The 26,099-nt window shown below is 45.7% G+C and carries 20 protein-coding genes and 3 pseudogenes; 14 read left to right on the top strand and 9 right to left on the bottom strand.

Annotation, left to right across the window (positions count from 1 at the left end):
• Positions 1-122 precede the first annotated feature (122 nt).
• The 7 genes and pseudogenes from VB077_RS10030 to VB077_RS16625 all read left to right on the top strand — a co-directional run.
• Positions 123-374, top strand: coding sequence for a hypothetical protein (locus VB077_RS10030; RefSeq protein WP_323415086.1), 252 nt, complete (start codon positions 123-125; stop codon positions 372-374).
• 120 nt (positions 375-494) lie between these two features.
• Positions 495-1,595 carry a SpoIIE family protein phosphatase gene (locus VB077_RS10035; protein WP_323415087.1) on the top strand — a complete coding sequence of 367 codons (1,101 nt, stop codon included), beginning with the start codon at positions 495-497 and terminating at the stop codon, positions 1,593-1,595.
• Positions 1,596-1,612: 17 nt separating this feature from the next.
• Positions 1,613-2,050 (top strand): ATP-binding protein, encoded by a 438-nt coding sequence (locus VB077_RS10040; protein WP_323415088.1) that lies wholly within the window; start codon positions 1,613-1,615, stop codon positions 2,048-2,050.
• A gap of 28 nt (positions 2,051-2,078) precedes the next feature.
• Positions 2,079-2,381, top strand: a complete 303-nt coding sequence (locus VB077_RS10045; RefSeq protein WP_323415089.1) for an STAS domain-containing protein — start codon at positions 2,079-2,081, stop codon at positions 2,379-2,381.
• A 25-nt stretch (positions 2,382-2,406) separates the two neighbouring features.
• Positions 2,407-3,141: pseudogene (locus VB077_RS16615) on the top strand (HAMP domain-containing protein); the annotation flags it as partial.
• 306 nt (positions 3,142-3,447) lie between these two features.
• Positions 3,448-3,876 (top strand): annotated as a pseudogene (locus VB077_RS16620) (methyl-accepting chemotaxis protein); the annotation flags it as partial.
• A gap of 267 nt (positions 3,877-4,143) precedes the next feature.
• A pseudogene (locus VB077_RS16625) lies at positions 4,144-4,458 on the top strand (CZB domain-containing protein); the annotation flags it as partial.
• Between the two features lie 34 nt (positions 4,459-4,492).
• Here VB077_RS16625 and VB077_RS10055 read toward each other — a convergent pair.
• The gene (locus VB077_RS10055; protein WP_323415091.1) at positions 4,493-6,277 is read right to left on the bottom strand and encodes a carbon starvation protein A; all 1,785 of its coding nucleotides are present in this window, start codon (positions 6,275-6,277) and stop codon (positions 4,493-4,495) included.
• Between the two features lie 80 nt (positions 6,278-6,357).
• Entirely contained in the window at positions 6,358-7,002 is a 645-nt protein-coding gene (locus VB077_RS10060; protein WP_323415092.1) for a C40 family peptidase, read from the bottom strand.
• A gap of 198 nt (positions 7,003-7,200) precedes the next feature.
• Between VB077_RS10060 and pcrA the strand changes: the two genes are divergently transcribed.
• The 6 genes from pcrA to gatB all read left to right on the top strand — a co-directional run bounded on the left by pcrA (position 7,201) and on the right by gatB (position 16,593).
• Positions 7,201-9,480, top strand: coding sequence for a DNA helicase PcrA (gene pcrA, locus VB077_RS10065; protein ID WP_323415093.1), 2,280 nt, complete (start codon positions 7,201-7,203; stop codon positions 9,478-9,480).
• Positions 9,481-9,511: 31 nt separating this feature from the next.
• Positions 9,512-11,146 carry a putative manganese-dependent inorganic diphosphatase gene (locus VB077_RS10070; RefSeq protein ID WP_323415094.1) on the top strand — a complete coding sequence of 545 codons (1,635 nt, stop codon included), beginning with the start codon at positions 9,512-9,514 and terminating at the stop codon, positions 11,144-11,146.
• A gap of 36 nt (positions 11,147-11,182) precedes the next feature.
• Positions 11,183-13,186 (top strand): NAD-dependent DNA ligase LigA, encoded by a 2,004-nt coding sequence (gene ligA / locus VB077_RS10075; protein WP_323415095.1) that lies wholly within the window; start codon positions 11,183-11,185, stop codon positions 13,184-13,186.
• 109 nt (positions 13,187-13,295) lie between these two features.
• Positions 13,296-13,580 carry an Asp-tRNA(Asn)/Glu-tRNA(Gln) amidotransferase subunit GatC gene (gatC, locus tag VB077_RS10080; RefSeq protein WP_323415096.1) on the top strand — a complete coding sequence of 95 codons (285 nt, stop codon included), beginning with the start codon at positions 13,296-13,298 and terminating at the stop codon, positions 13,578-13,580.
• A gap of 81 nt (positions 13,581-13,661) precedes the next feature.
• Positions 13,662-15,137: an Asp-tRNA(Asn)/Glu-tRNA(Gln) amidotransferase subunit GatA gene (gatA, locus tag VB077_RS10085; RefSeq protein ID WP_323415097.1), complete on the top strand. Its 1,476-nt coding sequence runs from the start codon at positions 13,662-13,664 to the stop codon at positions 15,135-15,137.
• A 1-nt stretch (position 15,138) separates the two neighbouring features.
• Positions 15,139-16,593 (top strand): Asp-tRNA(Asn)/Glu-tRNA(Gln) amidotransferase subunit GatB, encoded by a 1,455-nt coding sequence (gene gatB, locus VB077_RS10090; protein ID WP_323415098.1) that lies wholly within the window; start codon positions 15,139-15,141, stop codon positions 16,591-16,593.
• A 98-nt stretch (positions 16,594-16,691) separates the two neighbouring features.
• On the opposite strand, the gene VB077_RS10095 is transcribed toward gatB, so the two are convergent.
• The 7 genes from VB077_RS10095 to VB077_RS10125 all read right to left on the bottom strand — a co-directional run bounded on the left by VB077_RS10095 (position 16,692) and on the right by VB077_RS10125 (position 24,481).
• Positions 16,692-18,476 carry an ASKHA domain-containing protein gene (locus tag VB077_RS10095; RefSeq protein ID WP_323415099.1) on the bottom strand — a complete coding sequence of 595 codons (1,785 nt, stop codon included), beginning with the start codon at positions 18,474-18,476 and terminating at the stop codon, positions 16,692-16,694.
• A 72-nt stretch (positions 18,477-18,548) separates the two neighbouring features.
• Entirely contained in the window at positions 18,549-19,259 is a 711-nt protein-coding gene (locus VB077_RS10100) for a GntR family transcriptional regulator (protein WP_323415100.1), read from the bottom strand.
• Positions 19,252-19,932: a cobalamin B12-binding domain-containing protein gene (locus VB077_RS10105; RefSeq protein WP_323415101.1), complete on the bottom strand. Its 681-nt coding sequence runs from the start codon at positions 19,930-19,932 to the stop codon at positions 19,252-19,254. The genes VB077_RS10100 and VB077_RS10105 overlap by 8 nt, the downstream gene beginning before the upstream one ends.
• A gap of 147 nt (positions 19,933-20,079) precedes the next feature.
• On the bottom strand, positions 20,080-21,474 hold the full coding sequence (locus VB077_RS10110) for an MFS transporter (protein ID WP_323415102.1): 1,395 nt from the start codon (positions 21,472-21,474) through the stop codon (positions 20,080-20,082).
• Between the two features lie 143 nt (positions 21,475-21,617).
• Complete coding sequence (locus VB077_RS10115) at positions 21,618-22,979, bottom strand: uroporphyrinogen decarboxylase family protein (protein ID WP_323415103.1); 1,362 nt, start codon at positions 22,977-22,979, stop codon at positions 21,618-21,620.
• Between the two features lies 1 nt (position 22,980).
• Complete coding sequence (locus VB077_RS10120; RefSeq protein ID WP_323415104.1) at positions 22,981-23,619, bottom strand: cobalamin B12-binding domain-containing protein; 639 nt, start codon at positions 23,617-23,619, stop codon at positions 22,981-22,983.
• 49 nt (positions 23,620-23,668) lie between these two features.
• The gene (locus tag VB077_RS10125; RefSeq protein ID WP_323415105.1) at positions 23,669-24,481 is read right to left on the bottom strand and encodes a methyltetrahydrofolate cobalamin methyltransferase; all 813 of its coding nucleotides are present in this window, start codon (positions 24,479-24,481) and stop codon (positions 23,669-23,671) included.
• Between the two features lie 392 nt (positions 24,482-24,873).
• Here VB077_RS10125 and nifV point away from each other — a divergent pair, with 392 nt between their 5' ends.
• Positions 24,874-26,007 (top strand): homocitrate synthase, encoded by a 1,134-nt coding sequence (gene nifV / locus VB077_RS10130; RefSeq protein ID WP_323415106.1) that lies wholly within the window; start codon positions 24,874-24,876, stop codon positions 26,005-26,007.
• Positions 26,008-26,099 lie beyond the last annotated feature (92 nt).

The following is a 26,099-nucleotide window of genomic DNA, read 5'->3' on the forward strand; positions in this document are numbered from 1 at the left end:
ATTCGACATTAAAAATATGATTCCTTCTAAAAAGAAGACAGGATATGGCAGGAAAATTCCGGTGTACTGAGAAACAATTATGAAGAAATGAATAAAAGTAGATGAGAGGAGAAGATAAAAAAATGGGTAATCCCTGCGGCATGACACGCGCTAATATTCTGGAGAAAAGCGAAGTAAAGGGTGTCCCTATTTACTTTGGCACCGGGGTAAACCCCGTGAATTCTCCTGCCCAGTTCTTTGTGGCTTGGGGAAAGGGGGTTTTAGAAGGAGGACTGATTCGTACCTTTAACAGTGAACAAGCGGATTATGGGTTTCTATGGTTTATTGATGAAGATGAGGCCCTGGAGAGGTACAGTTTATTGAAGCAAATTTAATAAAAAGTAAAAATAGAAGTTTTTATGAAATTATATAGTTTTAGGCAGGATTGTATAAATAAGCATAGAATCATAATTAGGTTGAAGTCAATTCTAATATCTTACTTGTGGAGGCATCATATGGAAAATGAAAGTCATCGATACCCTGTGAGTTTGTGCTTTGAGACGGGATATTGCCCCGATGCAGTGATTGAGGTGGCTTCACGTGTTTTCGAGGCGGCCCAAGAAGGAATTTGCATGACTGATGCAAACGGAAGAATTGAGTTTGTTAACCCTGCATTTACGCAAATGACGGGTTATACATTTGAGGAAGTTTTAGGTAAAAACCCGCGCATACTTAAATCAGGTCGACACAAACATGACTTCTATCGCAAGATGTGGCAGGATCTTAGTCAAAATGGCCAATGGCAGGGTGAGATTTGGAATAAACGCAAGAACGGGGAGATCTTTCCCGAGGCGTTAGCAATTCATGCGGTTTATAACTCAAAGTCTGAAATAACCCACTATTTTGCGATTTTTAGTGATATTACAGCGGATATGAAGCGACGCAAAGAGGTGGAATTAGGGGGCAGGATTCAGAAGAACATTTTGCGACCGGACTTTGTCCATGAGCAATTGAAGATGAAGAGCATATTTCTTCCTTATGATTACCTCAGCGGAGACTCTTATGATTATCGTTGGGATGAGGAAGATCAAATCTTCAAGGGGTTTCTCTTTGATGTCATGGGGCATGGAATTGTGACCTCTTTGCAAGTGTCTGCATTAAGGGCCATTTTTCGGTATGTCGTCTCCAAAAATATTTCTCTGGCCGAAAAAATGGAATGGTTGAACCATGAAAGCATCGCCATCTTACCTGATGATTTCTTTGCGGGGGTGATCCTTTTTAATATCGATCTTTTGCGGGGAACATTAACGTACTGTATGGCGGGAATTAATCATTTCTTGCTTTCAACCGGGCAAGAATCGGGAATAAGAACGGTGGGTCAACCGGGGCTCTATTTAGGCATATCCGCACAGGAAAAATATGAGGAACATCAATGTCCGTTTGGGCCCGGGGACGGAGCTATTTTTTTAACGGATGGCTTTATGGATCAGCTGCAGGAGAAAAAGATTCCGTTAACTATGGATATCACAAGCCTTATGGAAGTATTAAATTCATCATTCTTTCGCAAAAATTTAGCGGATGATGCTACTGCATTAAGCTTTACACGCCCAAAATAGGGAAGAGGAGAAATAATATGCGTCAAAAACTAATGCGGTGTACATTTGCGACAGAACAAGAATATCGCACGAAGCGCGAAGACGTTCACCGATGTATTGAGCAAGCATTAATAGAATTGTCCGGTGATGAAATAACCATGGTTGAAATCGCCATCAACGAAGCGCTCAATAATGCTTTTAGAGCGGCTTCCGGACAATCTACAGTGCCTGCGGTTACGTTTAGTCTCTTCCTGTTGGATTCCCAGTACTTCTTTGTTCGCGTTAAGGATGCCGGGGGTGGTTTCTGTACGGAAAGACTTTTGTCAAAGTTTCCTTCACGTGAATGTGAGGATAATAGGGATTGGCAATGGGGGGAATCCGGCCGCGGTTTGTTTATAATAGAGCAGGTTATGGACCACGTACACTATAATGCTAAAGGAAATGCAGTTTCTTTACTAAAAAATATCAGTCATTGAATAAGTAATTATACGAGGAGGAGCAAATATGTCATTTGAAATCAGTGTTAACCAACAAGAGGTCTTGGTGATTGTAGAGGGCAAGATATTTGTTGAAGATGCGGCACAGCTTAGGGAAAAGCTTCTCGAATTGATCGACCAGGGACATCGTCGCTTTATTATAGATATGCATAAGGCGATATATATCGATAGTTCAGGGCTGGGTGTTTTGGTTGCTATTCATAAACGTGCCATCGAAAATGGAGGGGGTGTTGTGATTAGAGGCTTGCAGGGAGTTGTTAAGGATCTTTTCCTTATGACTCGTCTCAATAAGGTATTTGAAATGGATTAGGGTATTAGGAAGAAGGTGACAGTCCGTGAAACAATCGGTTCGGTTTCGTATTCTTGGCGGGTATTTTGGAATTATCATAATTTTTATCGCAGCATTATCAGTAAGCTCCTATTTTCATAGCAAAGTCAATTTAGCCGTTGATGAGGTAATTAACCACTCAAATATTTTAACCTTGTCCAAGGATTTGATGATAGGTATCCACAGTGCGGATGATAATATGATTCGAATCAGCAATGCTCAAACGGTTGATGAGCGTAAACCTTTGATTGACGCTTACCAGGCAGATTTAGAGAAGATGAATCAAACCCTTGCAAATTTAAACAACCTTGACCTTACACCGGCTGATCAACAGGATCTCCGGAAGTTCAAAGACATGTTAAAGAACTATACGCAAGGCAATGAAAAGATTATCCAAAGTACACCGGGAACTGCCCTGGGGGTTTCTGGGCAAAACATGTTTGAACCGCTTGTAGTTCTGCTTGAAGGATTTAATCAAAGGCAAAGCGATACTTTGCAGGTGAACCAACAAGGAATCTTCAACAATATCAACAGGGCAAGCCGGGATACCCTAGTTGGAAGTATTTTGGCAATAATCGCGGCCCTTTTTATCGGCTTAGCTCTTTCCCGCTGGATCATCCGCGAAATCAATCAATTGCAGGAAACCATGAGCAGGGCTGGGTTAGGAGATCTCGCGGTTGTTGCGGAAGTTAAATCAAACGATGAATTCGGAGACTTAAACGCGGCCTTTAATGTGATGGTGTCACGATTAGCGGAACTCGTGAAACAGGCTAGGGATGTTTCAAGTAATTTGGCAGCCTCTTCTCAGCAGCTTGCGGCAACGAGTGAAGAGGTCACCGTTTCTGTGGGCGAGGTCAGCGGGAGTATGCAAAAGGTAGCAAATGATGCTGACCAAGGAACTAAATCAATCGTTGAGGCTTCTCAGGTCTTGCTTGAACTTTCATCATTAACACAAATTGCCAGGAAGCAAAGTCAATCCGCTGCTGCGAGCTCTCAAACGACCTTGGAAACAGCAGAAAGCGGGAAAAAGACCGTCGAAGATGCTGTGGGCAGAATGGCCACGATTCGCACGAAGACGCTTGAAACAGAAGAGTTAATGGCAACCCTAAGTGAACTTTCCCAACAGATTGATTCAATTACCGAAACAATCACAGGGCTTGCCGATCAGACCAATCTCTTAGCTCTCAACGCAGCCATTGAAGCAGCCCGCGCGGGAGAATCCGGAAGAGGGTTTGCTGTCGTGGCTGAGGAGGTTCGTAAATTAGCCGAACTTTCGACCCAAGGGGCTAAAGATGCGTCAGGCTTAGTTCAAAAAGTGCTCATCGGGGTCAATGCAGCGGTTCAATCCACCAAAGACAGCCGTGAGGAAGTTGAAATCGGTGTTCAGATTATGAACCGAGCCGGAGAGGCGTTGAACAACATTTATGAGGCAGTGCAAAATACGGCTAAGGATGTTCAATACAGCGTTGAGGTCACAGATTCGGAGGTAGCAAGCTCCGATAAGATTGTCCAATTGATTAACACTGTTGCAAGTGTAATCGAGGGAACTTCCGCACAGGCGCAGGTAGTAGCTGCTTCCACGGAAGAAATCAATGCTTCCATGGAAACTGTGGCTACGAGCGTTCAAGAAACCGCAGTCATGGCCCAGGAGCTTAATAGCGATGTAGATCATTTTAAAATTACTAAGGACAAGCTAACCAATAAGGATATTCTCGAAAAAGCAAAAACAGATCACCTTCTTTGGAAGTCACGCATTGTGAATATGCTTAAAGGGATTGAACAAGTATCCCCTGAAGAAGTTACCTCGCACAAGATGTGTCGGCTGGGAAAATGGTATAACGCGGAAGAGAATCTCTATAAGGAATTAGCGGAATTCAAAGCGATGGATGAACCGCATCGTTTAGTTCATGAAATGGCTTATGAAGCGGCGAGCGCATTTCGGCAAGGCGATATTACAAAGGCTCGAAAATGCCTTAAAAAATTAGATCACCAGTCAGGTAAAGTCATTAAATGCTTAAACAGCCTAATCGAAAAAGAAGAGATGCAAGCTAAAGCATAAAAGTAGGGGCCGTTGCAATGCAACGGCCCCTACTTTAGCTTTGAGGGTCAAGATCTGGAGTCGAATTCCCGCGCATCAGCTCAAACCATCTGCGAATTGCAATAACGAGGATGATCGACACTAAGATCATCATCATCCCGGTCAAAACGGCTAAAAGGTTTTTACCGACGGGAAGATAGTAAATTACAATGTTTTGGTATCCGGCAACAAGGGTTGTAACCGTGACAAATATAAAGGGAAGGATCGTTGTCCAGGCATATTGAGCTTTTCCCATTCTAAAAATTAAGGTCGTACCAATGGCTAAGGCCATACCTGCAAGTAACTGATTCGCTACCCCGAATAAAGGCCAGATGGTTGAAATATCTCCGTTATAGACGAGATATCCCCAGGTTAATGAAATTAACGCACTGGTGACAATCATTCCCGGAAACCAGTTTACTCGGCCTAAGGGTTTATATACTTTGCCGCCCAATTCCTGTAATAAATAGCGGCCGACGCGTGTACCGGCATCAATGGTTGTGAGAATGAAGAGGGCTTCAAACATGATTACAAAATGGTAAAGGTATTTGGAAATGGAGGCCAGGAAAGGAATTTTGCTGAAAATATCAGCCATTCCTACACCTAAGGAGACAGCACCTCCGGCTCGACCCGCCACACTCTCACCGACAAGTGCGGAAAGCTGGGGGAGTTCCTGAATGGTCATGCCTAGCTTCTGAAAAACAGCGGGTGCCGTATTGATCGCGAAATAATCGGCGGGATGTAAGCTGGATGCGGCAATGAGTGCCATCAGAGCCACAAATCCTTCGACAACCATGGCTCCGAAGCCAATCGGCAGGATGTCCCGTTCATAGTGGATCATCTTTGGAGTGGTTCCGGTTCCAATAATCGCATGAAACCCTGACAGAGCACCGCAGGCGATCGTAATGAACATAAACGGCCAGACCGGACCCGGAATAATAGGACCGCCGCCATTGACAAACGGTGTAAAGGCAGGCATTCTCAACTCAGGCCGAATAAAGATAATCCCGATAGCTAAAGCCCCGATAACGCCTATTTTTAAATAGGTACTGAGGTAGTCACGCGGGGCAAGAAGGAGCCAGACAGGGAGAGTAGCCGCCGCAAAGCCATAGACGGCAAGGATAATCGCCAGTTGATGATGTGAATATGTAAAATAGGGAGCGAAAAAGGATTGCTCAACCATAGGCCCGAGAATGACTCCGAGAAAGATTAAAGCCACCCCAATAACAGTTGCCTCAGCGATTCTGCCGATTCGCAGCCAGCGAAGATAAATGCCTACAAAGAGAGCAATAGGAATGGTGACACCCACCGTAAATGTACCCCAGGGACTGTTAAAGAGGGCATTGACGACAGCTAAGGCCAATCCGGCCATAGTGATGATCAAAATAAAAAGAACCGCAAAAGAAGAGACTAGGCCGGCGGCAGGACCGAGTTCATCTTTGGCAATCTCGGAAATAGACAATCCATCGTGGCGTACCGAGGCAAAAAGGATAACCATGTCATGAACGGCCCCGGCAAGGACCGAACCGATAAGGATCCAAAGGACACCGGGCATGTAACCATATTGAGCGGCAAGAGTCGGCCCGATTAAAGGGCCAGCACCGGCAATAGCCGCAAAATGGTGTCCGAATAGAATCCATTTATTTGTCGGGACGTAATCCCGATCATCATCATGTATTACCGCAGGGGTCTTGCGGCTGTCATCCAGGGCCAAGATTTTGGCGGCAATAAACGCACCGTAGAGACGATAACCCAGGGTTAAAAAGAGAATTGCTGCGATAACAAGCCAAATTGCATTCATTCTTCATACCTCCTATTCTTGGCTTAGTATGAAGAATTTGATGACACTTTATACCATAGAAACAACAAGGATTGTGATTTCTAATAAATGCGTTTTGCCCCAACATAAGCATTTTTCCAGTAGGAAGTAAGGCTTAAAACTCGAACGCCCTTCGAGGATGTCGCACCAATAAACTGATTATTACCGATATAAATGGCAACGTGACTGATTTTTCCGCCGGATGAAAGGTTGAAAAAGATCAAGTCTCCGGGCCGCAAAGCGTTAAAGGCGACGGAAGTTCCTTTGTTATATTGGTCCCGACTGACTCTGGGAAGGCTGACTCCGTTTTTGGCAAACACATATTGGGTAAATCCCGAACAATCAAAACCGGAAGGTGAAGTTCCGCCCCACACATAAGGTGTTCCACTATATTTGTAAGCAGTCGAAAGAATCTGTTTAGTCTTAAGGGCACGGGATATGGACTTTAGGGTTGCGGAACCACAAATCCCGTCCGCCTGGAGGTGATTATTTTGCTGGAAAGCGATAACCGCTTCCTTCGTTTTAACTCCATAAATCCCGTCAATAGATCCTGAGAAAAATCCCAGTGTTTTAAGATCGGTTTGCAACGCTTGAACCGAGGACCCGGAGTTACCTGTCTTAAGGAGCGTTGAGGCTTGGGCCGCTGGTGTGATCATAAGAACGTTTAACAGGAGCATTATAATAATAAAAATTAGTCTTTTTTTCATGGGCTAATTCCTTTCTTTCTGTAATAATTTGTACAAGCTATGTTCATTATAAGGTCAGACAACCGTGATATATAGTCAAAGTTGTTGGCATTACTGGAATTATATAGAGAAAGATGATTTTTGTAACAAGAAGGAACTCCTCGTCCAGCCGAACTTATGATATAATAATAAGTCGAATAAGTGAGGTGGAGTGGGAGAATGTATCGGTTAGATGATTTAAACCCGGTTCAGCGTCAGGCCGTCGAACACCGGGACGGTCCTTTATTGATTTTAGCAGGAGCAGGTTCCGGCAAAACGCGAGTTCTGACCTACAGAATTGCTCATCTTATGGCGCAAGGGGTAGATCCCTGGAACATTCTTGCAATTACTTTTACCAATAAAGCGGCCCAGGAAATGCGCGATCGGGTTGGAACTTTAGTGGGAAGCGAAGGGCGAGGACTTTGGGTAGCAACGTTCCACTCTGCTTGTGTCCGCATTTTACGGAGTGAGATTGAACATTTGCCGGGTTATACGCGCAGTTTTGTCATTTATGATACCAGTGATCAACAAGCTCTGATCAAATCATGTATGAAAGAATTAAACTATGATGAGAAAAAATTAGCCCCCCGAGCGATCGGCGGAGCGATTAGTGATGCGAAGAATAAGCTGCTGACTCCTGAAGAATTTTCGCAGCACGCTACGGATTATTTCGAGCAAAAGGTTGAGAAGGTCTACGATCTTTATCAAAAAAAGATTAAAGGAAATAATGCCTTAGACTTTGACGATATTATTATGCTGACTGTACGGCTTTTCCGAGAGAATCCGGAGGTTCTGGCCTACTACCAAGATAAATTCCGCTATATTTTGGTGGATGAGTACCAGGATACGAACCATGCCCAATATGCCTTGGTCAATCTTCTGGCAAAGAAAAATCGAAATCTTTGCGTTGTCGGAGATGATGACCAGTCCATTTATATGTTCCGGGGAGCGGATGTGCAAAATATTTTAGAATTTGAACGGGATTATCCCGAAGCAAAAGTCATAAAGCTCGAGCAGAATTATCGCTCGACGAAGCATATCCTCGAAGCCGCTAATTCCGTGGTGCGCAATAATACGGAACGTAAAGAAAAATCGCTTTGGACAGAAAATGGCGAAGGAAACCCGCTCGTTTACTATATGGCCGAAAGTGAGCGTGATGAAGCCCGTTATATTGCGGAGCGGATTCAACGGTTGCGGGATGTGGAAGGCCGCAAATATAATGATTTTACTATCCTCTACCGGACCAATGCCCAATCGCGGGTAATTGAAGAACGCTTTATGAAGCAGGGGATTCCCTACCGAATTTTTTCAGGATTGAAATTCTATGAACGTATGGAGATTAAAGATACACTGGCCTATTTGCGTGTTCTTTATAACCCTTCCGATCAGGTGGCTTTTTCCCGTATCCTTAACGTACCGAAACGGGGTTTGGGTGAAAGCACTTTGGCGAAGATCCTTGAATATGCCAATGAACAGGGGATGCCTGTTCTGGACGCTATTATGGAAGCGGACTATATTCCGGACTTAACCACACGGGCTAAAAAACCTTTGTTAGCGTTTGCCCACCTCATGCAAGAACTTAGACAGCTTGCCCTTGAGGAAAGCTCAGTGACCCATTTAGTCGAAGAGGTTCTAAAACGAACAGGATATTGGGATATTCTTAATGCAGATCAATCGCCGGAAGCCCAAGCTCGTCTTGAAAATCTGCATGAGTTTTTATCAGTAACAGCTGAATATGATGAAAAAGCGTTGAATCAGGACGAAGATAACGCCGAAGGCGAAAACGAAAATGACGAGGAAGAATATATTGTTCCTGGAATATCGGGTTTCCTGGAGCAAGTTTCTTTGGTGGCCGAGATTGACTCCCTTGATCCTGCAGATGAATCGGTGGCCTTGATGACGATACATAGTGCCAAAGGGCTGGAGTTCCCGGTGGTTTTCCTTGCGGGCATGGAGGAAGGAATCTTCCCCAGCAGCCGTTCAATGATGGACCCTACACTGCTGGCAGAGGAACGCCGCTTATGCTATGTCGCAATCACGCGTGCCAGGGAGAAACTATATCTCACTTATGCCGAACAGCGAATGCTTTATGGCAGAACGCAATATAATCGGCCCTCGGAATTCATGGAGGAAATCCCGCCACAACTTCTGGTCGAACATGATCCGATTGATCTCCCGCCGACACGCATGAAAAAGCCTCTGCCTTCGGCAGGCAGAGGAGGAATTTCTAATTCCGGGGGACGTTCGACATGGGAAACGTGGGATCGCAAGGTTGGCAGCCCTGTGCGATCGCCTGATGATTTTGATTATCATGTCGGTGAAAAAGTGGAACATGCAAAATTCGGCAAGGGAATTATTGTCTCCATTAAAGGAGAAGGAGGCCAGGCGGAAATCTCGATTGTGTTTGGCGGACAGATAAAAAAACTGATTGCAGAATATGCGAAGCTGACTAAGCTGTAGTATATTTATTTTGGAAGGGAAAGTTGATTCAGTGAGTGAACATGTTTATGTGGTAGGACACAGAAATCCGGATACGGATTCGATTTGTGCGGCAATTTCGTTTGCACGCCTTAAACAACGGATGGGTAATGACAATGTCATGGCTTGCCGGGCAGGAAAAGTGAATCGGGAGACAGAATATGTCCTCAATGCATTTCACGTGCCGGCTCCGGAATACTTGGCCGATGTCAACCTTCGTGTTAAGGATATGCTTAATGGTCCTATCCCTACCGTTAATCCAAAGACGCCTTTGCTGAAGGCCTGGCAGACCATGAAAACCAATAACCAAAAGACGCTGCCGATTGTGGAAGAAAACGGACGGATGCTGGGTATGATTTCAGTCGGTGATCTTTCGGGTTCATATATTGAAAACATGGGTGATTTAGATTTTGATGATCTTCATATTGCCGCGAAAAATGTAATTGAAACCCTTAAAGGAAAACTCTTGCTCGGTTCTGAGGACCAGCTGCTTCATGGATGTGTCTACGTAGGGGCAATGCATTATAAAACGTTTGAAAACTTTATTAAACCGGGCAGTATTGTTTTGGTCGGCGATAGGAAAACGACCCAAGAAAGCGCGCTTCGCTGCGGTGTTTCAGCCCTCATTTTAACCGGCGGGGCCACCTTGTATCCGGATTTAGAGGATGTGGCTCGTGAAAAAAGTGTCATCGTGATTTCGGTACCCTCAGATACGTTTACGGCTGCCCGCCTCCTCCCCATGAGTGCACCGGTACGAAGTATCATGAAAACAGAGGGAGTTGTCACCTTCCAGGAAGATGACTTAATTTCCGAAGTCCGCCAAAAAATGCTGGAAACGCGTTACCGGAACTATCCGGTATTGGATGAGCAGGAACGGGTTGTGGGTCTCATTAGCCGTTATGATTTATTAAAACTCAGTCGCAAGAAACTTATTCTTGTCGACCATAATGAATGGGGTCAAGCCGTTAATGGCGCCGACCAGGCTCAGGTTCTCGAAGTCGTTGATCATCACCGGGTGGGTGGAATTCAGACTTCAGATCCGATCAGCTTCCGTAATGAACCTGTGGGATCAACTTGTACTATTGTCGCGAAACGTTATCGCGAACTTGGGATTGAACCCGAAAAAGAAATTGCGGGCATCATGCTCGCGGCTATTCTTTCAGATACGGTCATCTTTAAATCCCCGACCTGTACGGAGACTGATAAAGAGATTGCCGCTTATCTTGAAAAGATTGCCGGTGTCAATGCCAAGGAATTCGGCGTACAAATGTTTAAATCCTCATCTAATCTGGCGGATCGTAAGGTTGAAGAATTGATCGAAGAAGATCTGAAAGAATTCTCGGTGAGTGACTATAAAGTCGGAATCGGTCAAGTCAGCGTAATGGGCTTGGAGGGTCTCGAAAAACTGCGCGAAGAATTAAACCAAAAACTCGAAGCAGTACGCAACGAGAAAGGACTGCGTTATCTTCTTTTGATGATTACGGATTTGCTTGAGGAAAATACGGATCTTTGGATTGCAGGCGATAGCCCTGAAGAAGTCGCCAAGGCATTTAATGAACCCCTCAATCAAAATCGCGTATTCCTCCCCGGTGTTCTCTCACGGAAAAAACAAGTGGTTCCGCCGTTAACCAAGTATTTTTTGGGTTAAAATATAGGATGAGAATCAAGAGGGGGAGAACAATCAATGGCCGATGAGCAGCATCAAACATTTCAACATCTGCAAAAGCTTAAAGAGCAGATTGAAAAAGCGAATTATCAATATTACGGACTGGATCAACCTGTGTTAACAGATGCTGAATATGATGCTTTAATGCAGGAACTGCTCGCGCTTGAAAAAGCCCACTCGGAATGGAAAACCCCGGATTCACCCTCCCAAAGAGTCGGGGGATATGTCGCTAAGGAATTTCCGAAGGTTCGCCATGCCGAAGCGTTGCTCAGCTTAGATAATGCTTTTAATGAGGGTGATTTACGGGAGTTTGACAGGCGGGTCCGAATGGTTGCTCCGCAAGCGGAGTACGTGATTGAGCTTAAAATTGACGGACTTACCCTCGCTCTTACCTATGAAGACGGTGTGTTGGTACGCGGCGCAACACGCGGCGATGGTGAAGTCGGTGAGGAAATCACAGCAAATGCAAGAACGATCACATCGATTCCGCTGCGTCTGCGCAAACCCCTTTCGCGTTTAGATGTCCGCGGCGAAGGATATATGCCGAAAGCCTCTTTTGTTCAGTTGAACCGGGAGCGGGAGGAAGCGGGTTTATCAACCTTTGCAAATCCACGCAATGCTGCGGCAGGCTCTTTACGCCAACAAGATTCCAGAATTACGGCAGAGCGCCGACTCAGCTATTTTGCCTATCAGGTTCTTACTCCTGAAGGTACGGAATTAGCTTCACAGATCGAGGTTCTTAACTATTTGAAAGAGCAAGGTTTTCTCGTAAATCCTGAATTCCGGATTTTCAGCTCAATCGAGGAGGTCATCACCTACTGTGAAGAGATGGCTGAAAAACGCCATGGTTTTTCCTATGATATCGACGGATTAGTGATTAAAGTCAATGATATAGCCCAGCAACGCGAACTGGGATTCACGGCGAAAAGCCCGCGCTGGGCGATTGCCTATAAGTTTCCGGCCGAGCAGGTAGAAACGGTGGTTGAAAGTATTGAAGTTCGTGTTGGGAGGACAGGGGTGCTTACCCCTACGGCGAATTTAACTCCGGTTTTAGTGGCAGGTTCAACTGTCAGTCGCGCAACCCTACATAATATCGATAATATCCGCGCTAAGGATATCCGAATCGGTGACCATGTTCTCTTGCAAAAAGCGGGAGATGTCATTCCCGAAGTCGTTCGCTCATTGCCGGAAAAACGGACAGGCGCGGAGCAGATTTTTGAGATGCCTGAGCATTGTCCCGATTGCCGGGGCCCGATTATCCGCGAAGAGGGCGAAGCGGCTCACCGCTGTACAAGCATTTCTTGTCCTGCCCAGCAACGGGAAGCGATCATCCACTTTGTTTCGCGGGATGCCATGAATATCGACGGATTAGGTCCGGCTGTTATTGTGCAGCTATTAGAGGCCAAACTGATCCATGATGCGTCAGATCTTTATACCTTAAAATTTGACGACTTAATTAAGCTTGAACGCATGGGTAAAAAATCGGCAGAAAACCTGCTTCAAGCCATTGATGACAGCAAGGGAAGGGATTTGGCCCAGCTGATCTTTGCCTTAGGAATTCGGCATGTCGGAGCAAAAGCCGGGAAAATTCTTGCCCGGCAGTTCCGCAGTATGGAGGCCCTCGAACAAGCGGAATTGGAGGAGCTGCAAAGTATTTCCGATATCGGTCCTACTATGGCGCAAAGTATTGTCCGCTTTTTCCGGCAAGAAAGTTCGCAGCGTTTTCTGACCAAGCTGCGTGAGGCGAATGTCAAAATGACAGCTGAGGAAACAACCCATCCGCAAATTTTTGCCGGGAAAAGCATTGTGGTTACCGGTTCCTTAAAAAATTATGATCGCCAAGGCATTGAAGCTTTAATTGAAGCATACGGCGGAAAGGCTGCCGGCAGTGTCAGCAAAAAGACGGCCTTTGTGGTCGCCGGCGATAAGGCCGGCTCAAAAATGGCTAAAGCGAGGGAACTCGGTATTCCCGTACTCAGTGAAGAAGAATTTACCCAACTTATTCCCTCTAAACCGATTTAATTTTACGGGTTTTTCTTTATCCTGTTTTTCGAAGTCTGAGGGGACTTGCCCCTATTAATCGGATTTGTTATAGTAAATTTGATTATTTTGCCAAAGGAGGGTGATTTTAATGAAAATTTCGCGTCAACAAGTAGAACATGTTGCGATGTTGGCACGTTTAGAACTTTCCGAAGAAGAAGTCGCCGGCTATACAGTACAGCTTAATTCAATCCTCGATTATGCGGCGATGCTCGATCAGCTGAATACGGATGATATCAAACCTACGGCCTATGCCGTGCCGCTTCATAATATTGTCCGCGAGGATCAAGTCAAACCTTCTTTTGCACGGGAAAAGGTGCTGGCCAATGCTCCTGTAGCGGAGGATGGTTTTTTCAAGGTTCCCCGTATCGTTTAATCCAATGCGAGGATAAGTCTCTTAATAGAAAGAGCAAGAAAATAAGAATGATCAGAGATGCAGAAGGGAGAACAGCTAAGCATGGAGATCACATCCCAATCCATTGGGGAATTACATGAGCTCTTAGTCACTAAGAGAATCAGCGCGGTTGAGCTTGCTCAAACGATGCTTCAGCGAATTAAACATATCGATCCGGAAGTCCAAGCCTTTCTTCAGGTTACCGAGGATGTGGCATTAGGCCGGGCTGCCCAGGTTGATGAAAAGATTGCCCGGGGCGAAGAAATCGGCGCCTTAGAAGGAATTCCGATGGCGCTTAAGGATAACCTTTGCACAGAAGGGATTCGAACCACGTGTTCTTCAAAAATGCTTGAGAATTTTGTCCCACCTTATAGTGCGACAGCTGTCGAAAAGCTTAAATCTGCGGGAGCAATTTTGCTGGGCAAATTGAATATGGATGAGTTTGCGATGGGCTCATCTACGGAAAATTCCGGCTTTTTTGCAACGCATAATCCTTGGGATTTGGAGCGGGTTCCCGGGGGATCTTCCGGAGGTTCGGCGGCTGCAGTTGCTGCGGAGGAAGCCGTTTATACCTTAGGGTCAGATACCGGCGGGTCGATCCGTCAGCCATCATCCTTTTGCGGCGTCGTCGGTCTTAAGCCAACCTATGGTGCCGTATCCCGCTATGGTTTAATTGCTTATGCTTCTTCACTGGATCAAATTGGACCGATTACCAAAACGGTTGAGGATAATGCTCGGGTTCTTCGGGAGATCGTCGGCCATGATCACCGGGATTCGACCTCTGTCCCCTTTGAAATTCCTAATTATGCCGAATTCCTTAATAAAGATATCAAAGGACTGCGCATCGGTGTACCCAAGGAGTATTTTGCGAAGGGCTTAGACGAGGGCGTCAAGACAGTGCTGCACGAGGCTTTGGCAACGCTTGAGGGTTTGGGGGCTATTGTTGAAGAATGCTCTCTTCCGCATACGGAATATGCCATGCCTGCTTACTATTTAATTGCAACAGCTGAGGCAAGTTCAAATCTTGCCCGTTATGACGGAGTGCGTTATGGCTATCGCGCCGAAAACACGGAAGATGTATTAAGCTTGTTTAAGAAGACCCGGTCGGAAGCGTTTGGTTCCGAGGTTAAAGCCCGGATTATGCTGGGAACTTATGCGTTAAGTGCAGGATATTATGATGCCTACTATTTAAAAGCCCAAAAGGTCAGAACCCTGATCCAAAATGACTTTAATCAGGCATTTGACCGCTTTGATGTGCTGCTTTCACCGACAGCACCGACGACAGCCTTTAAAATTGGGGAGAAATCAGGAGACCCGTTAACGATGTATTTATCGGATGTCTGCACTGTTCCGATTAACCTTGCGGGTATTCCTTCACTTTCTCTTCCCGCCGGCTTTGTGGATGGAATGCCGGTCGGAATGCAGCTGATGGGCCGTCCTTTCGCCGAAGGAACTCTTTATCGTGTTGCCCATGCATTTGAACAAAATACGGATTTCCATACGCGGAAACCGAGTTTGATCAAAGGAGGCGCACGTTAAGATGAGTATACTGGATCGTTATGAAATGGTCTGCGGGGTTGAGACCCATGTTGAGTTAGCGACTAAAACGAAGATTTTCTGCAATTGCAGTACCGAATTCGGCGGCGAACAAAATACGCATGTCTGCCCGGTCTGTATGGCTTTGCCGGGAGCGTTGCCCGTACTCAATCGGGATGTCGTCAATCTGGCGATTAAAGCGGGATTAGCCTTGAATTGTGAAATTGCTGAGTTTTCGAAGTTTGATCGGAAGAACTATTTCTACCCGGATTCACCGAAGAATTATCAGATCTCCCAATTTGATTTGCCGATTTGCAAAAGCGGTTGGGTCGAGATTGAGATCGAGGGCGAAAAGAAAAAGATTGGGATTACCCGTGCGCATATGGAAGATGATGCAGGCAAGCTTGTGCACAGCGGGGAAACGATTTCAACCTCCAATGAATCTTCAGTAGACTATAACCGGACAGGAGTGCCGCTTCTGGAGATCGTGTCCGAGCCAGATATGCGCTCGATTCCCGAAGTTTTGGCTTTCCTTGAAGAATTGGTAAAGATCATGCAATATACGGAAGTGTCTGACTGCCGCATGGAACAAGGCTCAGTCCGTTTTGATATCAATGTTTCCCTGAGACCGCGCGGTCAAAAGGAGTTCGGAACCCGCACAGAGTCGAAGAACTTAAATTCGTTCAGCTCCGTCCGGCGCTGTCTGGAATATGAGATCAGCCGCCAGGCCGAACTTTTGGACGATGGGGAAGAAGTCATCCAAGAGACGTTAACATGGGATGAAGGCCGCGGAATCACCTTATCCCTTCGTTCCAAAGAAGAAGCGCATGACTACCGTTACTTCCCGGAACCGGATTTGCCGCCGCTTATTATTGATCGGGAATGGGTCGAGAATGTTCGCAAAACATTGCCCGAGCTTCCTGCGGCGCGAAGAGAACGGCTTAAATCGCTTGACTTATCAGATTATGATGCAGGTGTTATTACCAGCGATAAAGCACTTTCGGACTTTTTTGATGAAGCTTTGAAAGGTTATACAGATGCTAAAAACCTGGCGAACTGGATCATGGGAGAATATACCCGTCTCCTGAATGCCCAAGGACTCAGTGTGGAGGAATCTCCGGTTAAACCTCTGCAGCTGGCCGCTCTTCTGGGACTCATTGATAAAGGGGCAATCAGCGGTAAAATCGGGAAAGCGGTTATTGAAGAGATGTTTGCTTCCGGGAAAGACCCCGATGTTATCATTCAGGAAAAAGGTCTGGCTCAAATCAGTGATGAAGGGGCCTTGCTCAAAATCGTCGATGATGTGATCGCTAAAAATCCTCAATCTGTGGAAGATTACAAAGCCGGTAAAAAACAAGCGATCGGCTTCCTTGTTGGCCAGACAATGAAAGCGACGAAGGGTCAGGCAAATCCCGGTGTGGTCAATAATTTACTACGGGAACGATTAGATCAGCAGTAGACTAATCCTAAAAAAATAACGCTTCTTTCTATCAAACTAAGAGTTGATTGGAAAGAAGCGTTATTTTTTAATGTGAAAGGCTGAACGACCCGGTATTTTTATCTAGGGAACGACAGCGCCTTGATAAATTGCTCTTGAAAATCCATCCGCGCCGATAATTCGAGGTGCTCAGCCCGATCCGCCAAAACGGACGCCCGTTCTCTTTCTTCCGTTGAAAGCAAGGCCATTTTAGCCCCGTCGCCGGCCGCATTGCCGATAGCTGAAATCTTTTCAATCGGCAGAGGAGGAAGAAGACCGATTCTCAGGGCGCTTTCCTTTTTAATATAGTTACCGAAAGCCCCCGCGAGCAAAACGCGATCCAGCTGTTCTTTTTGAATCCCCATCTCAGTCATTAATATCTCGACTCCGGCACTTATCGCGCCTTTGGCAAGCTGAAGTTCGCGGATATCTTTTTGGGTAAGGACGATGTCTTCACCGGTCTCTGTTTCCTGAGCCCAGGCTATGACAAATTCGCCTCCCTGTTCCGTTTGGCGTAGGCGCTTTTGCAGCAAGGGGGGTAATTTTTCGCAATCCTTGGCTCTTATCGCCAAGCGTCCGGCTGCATTAATGACCCCGGAGGCGGCTATTTCGGCAATAGCATCGATTAAACCCGACCCGCAGATTCCATGTGGCTTAGTGTCGCCGATCACTACGTATTGGACATCATCGGTGATATTAATACCTTCGATGGCTCCATCCGCTGCTCGCATGCCGTGTTTGATTTCCGCCCCTTCGAAAGCGGGTCCGGCTGCGGTGGAACAGGTGAGAATTCGGCCCTGACCGGCTAAAATCATTTCTCCGTTGGTACCAATATCCAGGGCTAAGGTGAATCCCGGCAGCAGATCAATTTTTGCGGACAACATGACTCCTACCGTGTCCGCCCCTACATACCCGGCGATATTGGGTAAAACGACGACCGGAGCGGTGTCAAGAATATTAAGCCCCAATTCCCGAGCTTCAACCTCTACAGCTTTTCGAAAGACCGGAATAAACGGGGCCGGTGCCAGATAGGTGGGGTCGATCCCCAGAAAGAGATGACTCATGGTGGTATTGCCCACGACCACTGCGTGGTATATCTCCTTTGAATCAATGGCTTGGGCTTGACAAAGGTGAGCGATAATGCCGTTAAGTCCATCAATCACACGATCCTGAAGCTGGCGAAGCGGCTCCGCCCCCTGAGCCGCATAAGAAATACGGGAAATTACATCGGCACCAAAGACACGCTGCGGATTGGTAACGGCGCCGATGTCGATGACTTGGCCGTTATTTAAATCCAAAAGATAGACGACCATTGTCGTTGTCCCAATGTCAATCGCTGCTCCAAAGCAGCGGCTGCGGGTATCGCCGGGTTCCACTGCTAAGATGGTATGGCCGTCCAGAACCGCCGTCACTTGAAAATCGGACTGACGAAGAATTTTCGGCAGATTGCGAGCAATCTGCATATTAAAGCATACGTTGGGATCGGGGAGAGCTTCCACCAATCGTTCCCAGTCCGGAATTTGGTCCTTAACGCTTGGTTTGCTGAGCTGAAGCAGATATTTATGGATACAGGGGGAAAGGACAATGGAGTTCAGTTGTTCTAGTCTGGTTTTACGTTTATAGGCATCTTTCGATTCGCTGAGTGTTACGGTTAAATCCTCATGAACCCGATACTGACAAGCTAAAACCCAACCGGCCGATCGCTCTGCATCACTCAAAATTTGCACCTTGCATTTACCACACGTTCCCCGTCCTCCGCAGGTACTTTCGATGGCTATCCCTGCGGCTACGGCAGCTTGGGAAATGGTACTTCCATTCGGAACCTCAACACTCTTGTTTGCCGGGAGAAAGGTTACTTTGGCCATCCCCAATTACACCTCTGTTTCGGATATTTATTGAATCGCCTTGGTCTTACGAATAGGTCTGGTAATGCGCTATTATTGGTTTTTTCCTTCTAGTCGGATATGGTCGCCTTTAAAATATGTGATGCCAAAACCGATGGGTTTTTTGTCGATACCCAATAGTTTTTGTTCAACTACCAAAATGGCTAAGGGTTCTTGGCAATCTTTGACCTGAAGTTGTTGTTTGATGGTATTGTCGGCTAATTGTGCATAAATAGAGATTTGACGATGAATGGAAAAGGGGGAGATGTCTTTCGACATCATTTCCGGCAAAGTGGCTTGTTCAATTTCCTTCTCGACGATCGGCATTCCCTTAACATAGGGTAAGTATTTTATGTCATAAGCAATGGGTTCTCCCTCGTTAAAGAACAAGCGCCGAATCATAATAACACTACGGGATTTACTCATCTGCAAAAGATTGGCTAAGTAATCTTCAGGGGAAATAATATCGACTTCGAGCAGTTTCGTGTTATCCACACTGCTGATCAAGTTTCTCATTTCATCATAATAGACGGTATACGTGTTAAATTGAGGGGATTGGACAAAGTTCCCTTTCCCGGGAATGGAAAAAATGTATCCTTCGTTAAACAAAAGGGCCAGTCCGTTTCGAACTGTTGCTCGGCTGGCTCCATATTGTTGTTGTAGTGCGGATTCTGGGGGAAGGATATCGCCCGGTTTTAATTCGGCAATGTCGATTTTTCTTTTTATCTCTTCGAAGATGCGGAGGTAAAGCGGAAGGTTAGTCATGGTTCGATACTCCCTTTCGCTTACCGGAGAGCATCCATTCCTTACACGTTTTTACTCCCACCGAAACATCGCGGGCATAGCCGTCTGCGCCGATGTATTGGCAAGCTTCTTCCGTAAGATGACTTCCTCCTAAAATGATCCTGACCTTATCGCGATTCCCGGAACGGATAAAGGCATCCACGGTTTCTTTCATGGAATCGATGCTGCTTGTTAGGACACCGCTGAGTCCGACAATATCCGGCTGATGTTCCTCAAACCGCGCCACAAAAACTTCACGGGGAACGTCAACACCCAAATCAAGCACCTCGAAACCATTGGCTTCTAACATCCCTTTCAGGATATCTTTGCCGATATCGTGAATATCCCCTTTAACCGTCCCAAGGATCACTTTACCCTGCCTGCTGGCGGATATATTCCGGAAGTGAGATTGCATCTGATCTAATTGCAACACTTCTTTAAAGATAATTCCGGCCATTATCAGATCCGCAATGTAATACTCCTTTTCCTCATAAAGTTTTCCGACCTTCACCATTCCCTTGGAAACAGCTTCAAGGAGATGAAGCGGACTCATTCCTGCAGCAAGCGCTTCCCTTATACGCTTAAGCGCGGATTCTTCCTCTAAATCGGCAATGAGGTTAACAATTATTTCTTCCGTATTTTTTTGATCAATCATATGTCCCTCCAGCAAATCAAAATGCTTCAAGCAACCATTGGACCCTTTTTCTTATTATACAAAATATTTAGCCGATAGGGACAATAAGTTCGGCAATCTTTGAACGCTTTGTGGGGCAAATGATTGGGTTTGACTGCAATTTTGAGTTTAGATACTTACTTTTCTGGCGTCAATTTCCTTTTGATAGTATTCCAGTTTTTCACGGGTCAGGCGGTAGCCTACGGTAAGGATCAATCCACCGACTAAAGCTACAAGGCCCGGAATAAGCAGGAATACGTTATTGACTGCATCCTTAAGCTGCATAGAGGCGGTAGCGGGGTCGGCTCCTGCGACAAAGCCCGCGGCTGCCAGCACAAACGGGATTACGGCGCTGCGCGATATAATTGCTACTTTCAGCGATATATTCATCAGACCCATAATAAAAGAATTCGCATTTTGTCCGGTCCTCCATTCTCCGTACGTTACGACATCGGAGTAGAGGGCGACCAGGGTGGAGTATAAAAGTCCAAGGAAGAATCGGGCAAGACAGACAAAGATAAAGAACAGGATGATGTTATAGGCAACAAATTTGCAGATGATCAGGGATGCAGCCATAGCAAAAAGGCCGACGATCGAAGCCGTGCGAGTGGATAAGGCTTTAGCTATCATACCGGCCATATAGGCACCGACGACCTGGGCGATAGCTCCGATGAGCAAGTAGACTGGGAGGAGAGCCATATTCTGTGCGACATAGGTAAAGTAATAGGCAGCTGCAGCTAACATAATGAAATTAACCATGTACCGACAGAAGTCACTCAGTAAAAGGGCAATCAGGGGCGGATTCTGGAAAGCGCTCTTCAGCATGATGCTAACAGGAACTTTCTCTGCCTTGGGAGCATCTGATGCCGTATTTTGCATTTCATCTCCCGTCGGCTCATAGCCGTCGGAAATTTTAAAGTGAATAAAGTACGTGACCTGCATCACCAAAGCCATAAGTCCCGCTTCCAAGGTAAAACCCAGGATGGGATTGGAGAGCGTACTTCCCAGGTATAAGGCGAGGGGCATACCGATATAGGAGAAGAAGACACCGGATAGAGCGTTCCATGCGCCGCGGCGTGAGGACAAGAGAGCGCGCTCATCCGGGGTGGAACCCATGATTGAGATAAGCGAAACGTTGGCGACCCAGGCCAGGTTCCAAATGATATGGCTGAGGATGAAGCCGGCGCAAATGATTGCTGCGGCAATCGGTTCCGGCCCAATTCTAGTGAACTGGAACATAAAGAGAACGACGACGAACGGGGGAGAGATAATCAACCAGGAACGATTTTTACCCCATTTGAAGCCTTTGGATCCACTGATGATTGCGCCATAGAAAGGGGATAAAGCGGCATCAACTAAGCTGGTTATCGTTCCGATCAATGCAACCATGGGCAGGGAGAATTTAGCAACGTTGGTTAAGAAGAATACCCATAAAACGGTTTCGACACTGGTCATGATTGTGAAGCCCATGTCGCCGATGCCGTAAAGTCTTTTAACCGTAGAGGTCAAAGGTTTCCTAGCCATTGAAATTCCTCCTTGTTTACTAGTTAATTTCTAGTAATTCCCAAGATGAGTGAGACTGCCCCGATTAAAATAGAGGGTAACAACCATAGGCTAGTATGATGTTACCCTCTATCCGGAGTTTAAGGTATCGTTAGTGGATCTTCTTATAGGAGAAGGAACATCAGAAATTGGAATAAGCTGTCTTCAAAGCCTTGAAGTTTTGCTTCACCAAAATCAGAGACTCCCGGATGGGATTCTTTATATTGCTCCCAAGTGTTATAGTATTTGCTTTCCAGTTTTCGCGAAGGCGATGGACGGTAGTCCTCTTTGTTAAACTGCAGTCCTGCCGTTTCTCCTGCGTTGCCGTAGACGCCGTAATCCCGAACGGTTTCCGCAACCGCATTAAAGGTGTCCATATTGACATCGCCGATGGAGATCGGATTTTTATCCAAACTGAAGATGAATTTTCCGCCCGGAGCCAGAATATCAAGCAATTGTTTCGTATAATCCACACATTCCTGTTTCGAGTGGGTTTTCAGCATGGTGACTGGGAATAAACCCGTAATGATGTGTTTCTTTCCTAATTTCTCCTTGATCAACTTCGGTGTCCCATATTCAAACATCATAATTGTATCTGTCGGCAGCTCATATAAGTAATCGAGATAACGATCCCAGTTGTCTTCACAGAAAATGCGGCTGTGAATTCCCAGGGAGGCATATTCTTCAACCATCCGCTTAAAGCTGGGCCACCAAAGTTTGGCAAAATCTTTTTCCCGCATAAAGGTGGGCATGTGCAAGGGGATAAAGACTGATGCATAATTGGAAACAACTTTCGGCATTCCTTTTTTCAAAGTAATAGGGTAAAGCGCCTCGCAAGCTTCCGCGACTTTCTCCGGCATTCTTCGGACGTCCATGCTAATCCCTTTAAAGCTTCTTAATTGGTCCGCTAAAAAGTCAAACGGTGCCTCCGTGAAACCGCCGCCATAACGACTGGTTGAGTAATAACCATATTTTTCGGTATACTTGCTGACAAGGACACCTTGTTCTGCCATATGGGCGTTGTAACCGAGAACTGCCTTCGTAAAGCTGAGCATCATATTGATAGGATCGTCGAGTTTTAAAGCTTTGTATTGTCGGGGAATGACCTTTTCCAGCAAGCAGTTATAGGGATTTTCAATGAGGTCATCATACTCTTCCGGCAGCATCCCGACAACTTCGGGGTGTTGGAAGGTTCCATTTGACCCCATAACGAAGGATTGGGATTCAAGGGGGGTATAATAACCGGGATATCTGAGAGAGGTTCCACCGGGGCAGATATCCGAATAGAAATTCCGGCAAAGCTTATCTAAGGCCGGTTCACATTTGGAAACATCCCATTGCGCTTCGACAAGATCAATTCCGCCGTACCCAGCTAAAGGTTCTAACGGTAAACTAAGGTTCACAGGCACGCGTTTCGGAATTTTATTATCGTGGACATCATGGAAGATTTGGGTTCTTTCAGCTTGCAATGCTTTCACATCTGCCATCTTATTTCACCCACCTTTGACAAATTTTAACGCCTTCCGCCGCATTCGTTGTAAAAGCGTCCGCCCCGATTTGTTGGCAGGCCGCTTCACTTACTGGGTTGCCACCAATAATCACTTTGACACGCTCGCGCAGGCCGGCATTGGTGAGCTCATTCACAATGTTTCGCATCGAATCCAGTGAAAGGGTCAGGACACCGCTTAAGCCGACAATTTGCGGCTTTACCTCTTTGATTTTCTCTACAAAAGCCTCCGGTTTCACATCGATTCCTAAATCAACGACTTCAAAACTTGCGGCCTCCGCCATACCCGCAAAGATATTCTTGCCGATATCATGCAAATCGCCTTGAACCGTCCCGATAATGATCGTTCCTACTTTTTGAGAAGCGGCTCCCGCTAAGGCAGGCCGTAAGAGATCGATAGTTTGAGTTAAGATTTCTCCGGCAAAAATTAAATCGCCCACAAAATACTCATTTTTTTCGAACAAGTTACCGACAATTCCCATCCCTTTTTGGCAGGCTGTAACGACTTGCTGAGCTTCTTCGCCGCCGGGATGAGTCGCCATAAAATTTTTAACTAATTCGAGGACAGTCGGTTCGTCAAGATCGCCAACAGCTTGGGTCAGGGCTTGTAAATCGAGCATGTTGATTCCTCCCTAAAAATAAGTTTATGGGGTTCAAGAAAATAACTTTTTATACGGTTTCTTTCAGCGGACCAATCTTATGCTTGCGATAGGCATTGGCATAATTGCGGCAATACTTGTCGCGTCCTAATAAAGCCTCCGTTGCTAAAAGGGTGGCGGCCAAATCTCTGTTCAAAGGATCTAAGATCGCAGAATTCATACCGGCAAACATCGCTAAAGTTAAGAAGTTCTGATTCACGACTTTCCGTAAAGGCATCCCAAACGAAATATTGCTTAAACCGGAGGTAATGTTAATGGTGGGATAGAGTTCTTTGATTTGGCGGGTTGCCTCGGCAAATTTGAGTAAGGAATCATTGTCTGCGGATAGGGCAATGACTAAGGGGTCGATATGGATTCGCTCCGGGGTAATATGATATTGTTGGGCTTTCTCAACCAAGACTTTGGCAATATCGACCCGGGTTTGAACATCTTTGGGAATACCGTTATTATCGCAGGTAAGGGCAATCGTTTGCCAGGGAGTTCCTTGAATCATTGGGAAAATGATTTCGCATTTGTCGCCCTCTAAGGAGACTGAGTTAATCAATCCCGGCCTTTGGGCATAGGGAAAGACTGCTTCTATGGCCTTGGGATTGGGGCTGTCAATGCATAAAGGGGTATCCGTTGCTTCCTGGACAATGTCCATCAGCCATTTGAGTGTCTCGACTTCAACTTCAGGTGCGGTACTGGCGCAGACATCGATATAGTTCGCGCCTGCTTCGCTTTGTCTTTCGGCAAGATTATGAATAAATGCTTCGTCTCTTTCTTCGATGGCCTTTTTGACACTCGGAATCGTTCCATTGATCTTTTCTCCGATGATGATCAATTCATCAACTCCTTTCTTTGTATAAGTACGTACCTGTCTATACATGTTATATTAAAATTCTAACATAATTAAATATTTTCTTCAATAATGAATATTCGGAAAACGCTTGTGGATCGTTGTCAATAATTTGCGAGGGGAACGATTAGATCAGCAGTAGTGTTAATCGGAATTTTGAATATCTAATAATGTAATATAATTCAGAAATAACGCTTCTTTCTCATCAAACTAAGAGTTGATTGAAAAGAAGTGTTAAATTCTTTAAATTATAATTCATTACAATGTATAAATATACGGAAGACCTGTGGTATAATAGGTTATACTTAAGATGAATTTGTGGTATCATTTAGCTGATATTAAAATTTTTTTTATCGGTGGAAGAGAGGCTAATAGGAATGGTTAAGAAGCATTTAACAATAGTGGATACAACCCTAAGGGATGGAGAACAAACCGCGGGTGTGGTTTTCTCTAACCAGGAGAAATTGATGATCGCCCGTATGTTGGATGATTTGGGAGTGCAGCAGATCGAGGCTGGAATTCCTGTGATGGGTGGGGATGAACAGCGCGTTATCAAAGAAATTGCAAAATTAGGGCTTAATGCGAGTATTATGGGGTGGAACCGGGCAGTTATTAAAGATATCCAAAAATCTTTGGACTGCGGATGTGATGCCGTAGCTATTTCAATCTCCACTTCAGATATTCATATTGAACATAAACTAAGAACGACTCGGGAAGATGTGCTCGAACGGATGATTAAAGCAACGGAGTTCGCGAAGCAAAATGGGGTATATATTTCGGTTAATGCCGAAGATGCTTCACGTACTGATATGGATTTCTTAGTCCAGTTTGCACGGGAAGCGAAAAAGGCAGGAGCTGACCGCCTGCGTTATTGTGATACCGTCGGTATTCTTGATCCGTTCACGACCTATGATAGGATTACGGAATTGATCAAGAGGGCAGAGATTGATGTTGAAATGCATACCCATAACGACTTTGGTATGGCTACTGCGAATGCCCTTGCAGGGGTTAAGGCTGGTGCGACTCATGTTGGGGTCACTGTGAACGGACTGGGTGAAAGGGCAGGCAACGCGGCTTTGGAGGAAGTTGTCATGGCCCTTAAACATCTGCTGGGTATCGACTTAAATTTTGCGACAAAGCGTTTTGTGGAAGTATCCGAGTTTGTTGCCCGTGCTTCCGGCCGACAACTTCCCGTATGGAAGGCTATCGTGGGAAGCAATATGTTTGCCCATGAGTCGGGTATTCATGCTGATGGTGCTTTGAAGAACCCTCTGACCTATGAGGTTTTTCAACCGGAAGAAGTGGGCTTGGAACGTCAGATTGTGATTGGTAAGCACTCAGGAACGGCCTCAATTAAAGCGAAGTTTCGTGAATACGGCAAGGAAATCGATAATGATGAAGCCGCGGAAATCCTTAAGCGGGTTCGGGCATTGTCTGTTGACATGAAACGCTCTCTATTCGATAAAGAACTTGTGTATATTTATAATGAAATGAAGCGTCAGCAAAAATAAAAGTGTTTAATTAAGAAAAATCCTGGACTAGCAATAGTTCAGGATTTTTTAGTAGTGCCGGGGTATAAAATTAGAATAGGGGAATTAGTGAG

This window comes from Desulfitobacterium sp. (assembly GCF_034927245.1).
Classification (GTDB): Bacteria; Bacillota; Desulfitobacteriia; order Desulfitobacteriales; family Desulfitobacteriaceae; genus Desulfitobacterium_A.

Coding starts and splice junctions, on each gene's coding strand:
- VB077_RS10045 (WP_323415089.1), top strand. CDS start 2,079: ATGTCATTTGAAATCAGTGTTAACCAACAAGAGGTCTTGGTGATTGTA.
- VB077_RS10040 (WP_323415088.1), top strand. CDS start 1,613: ATGCGTCAAAAACTAATGCGGTGTACATTTGCGACAGAACAAGAATAT.
- VB077_RS10100 (WP_323415100.1), bottom strand. CDS start 19,259: ATGACTAACCTTCCGCTTTACCTCCGCATCTTCGAAGAGATAAAAAGA.
- VB077_RS10055 (WP_323415091.1), bottom strand. CDS start 6,277: ATGAATGCAATTTGGCTTGTTATCGCAGCAATTCTCTTTTTAACCCTG.
- VB077_RS10115 (WP_323415103.1), bottom strand. CDS start 22,979: ATGGCAGATGTGAAAGCATTGCAAGCTGAAAGAACCCAAATCTTCCAT.
- gatB (WP_323415098.1), top strand. CDS start 15,139: ATGAGTATACTGGATCGTTATGAAATGGTCTGCGGGGTTGAGACCCAT.
- nifV (WP_323415106.1), top strand. CDS start 24,874: ATGGTTAAGAAGCATTTAACAATAGTGGATACAACCCTAAGGGATGGA.
- VB077_RS10105 (WP_323415101.1), bottom strand. CDS start 19,932: ATGATTGATCAAAAAAATACGGAAGAAATAATTGTTAACCTCATTGCC.
- VB077_RS10095 (WP_323415099.1), bottom strand. CDS start 18,476: ATGGCCAAAGTAACCTTTCTCCCGGCAAACAAGAGTGTTGAGGTTCCG.
- gatA (WP_323415097.1), top strand. CDS start 13,662: ATGGAGATCACATCCCAATCCATTGGGGAATTACATGAGCTCTTAGTC.
- VB077_RS10060 (WP_323415092.1), bottom strand. CDS start 7,002: ATGAAAAAAAGACTAATTTTTATTATTATAATGCTCCTGTTAAACGTT.
- gatC (WP_323415096.1), top strand. CDS start 13,296: ATGAAAATTTCGCGTCAACAAGTAGAACATGTTGCGATGTTGGCACGT.
- pcrA (WP_323415093.1), top strand. CDS start 7,201: ATGTATCGGTTAGATGATTTAAACCCGGTTCAGCGTCAGGCCGTCGAA.
- VB077_RS10035 (WP_323415087.1), top strand. CDS start 495: ATGGAAAATGAAAGTCATCGATACCCTGTGAGTTTGTGCTTTGAGACG.
- VB077_RS10030 (WP_323415086.1), top strand. CDS start 123: ATGGGTAATCCCTGCGGCATGACACGCGCTAATATTCTGGAGAAAAGC.
- VB077_RS10120 (WP_323415104.1), bottom strand. CDS start 23,619: ATGCTCGATTTACAAGCCCTGACCCAAGCTGTTGGCGATCTTGACGAA.
- VB077_RS10110 (WP_323415102.1), bottom strand. CDS start 21,474: ATGGCTAGGAAACCTTTGACCTCTACGGTTAAAAGACTTTACGGCATC.
- ligA (WP_323415095.1), top strand. CDS start 11,183: ATGGCCGATGAGCAGCATCAAACATTTCAACATCTGCAAAAGCTTAAA.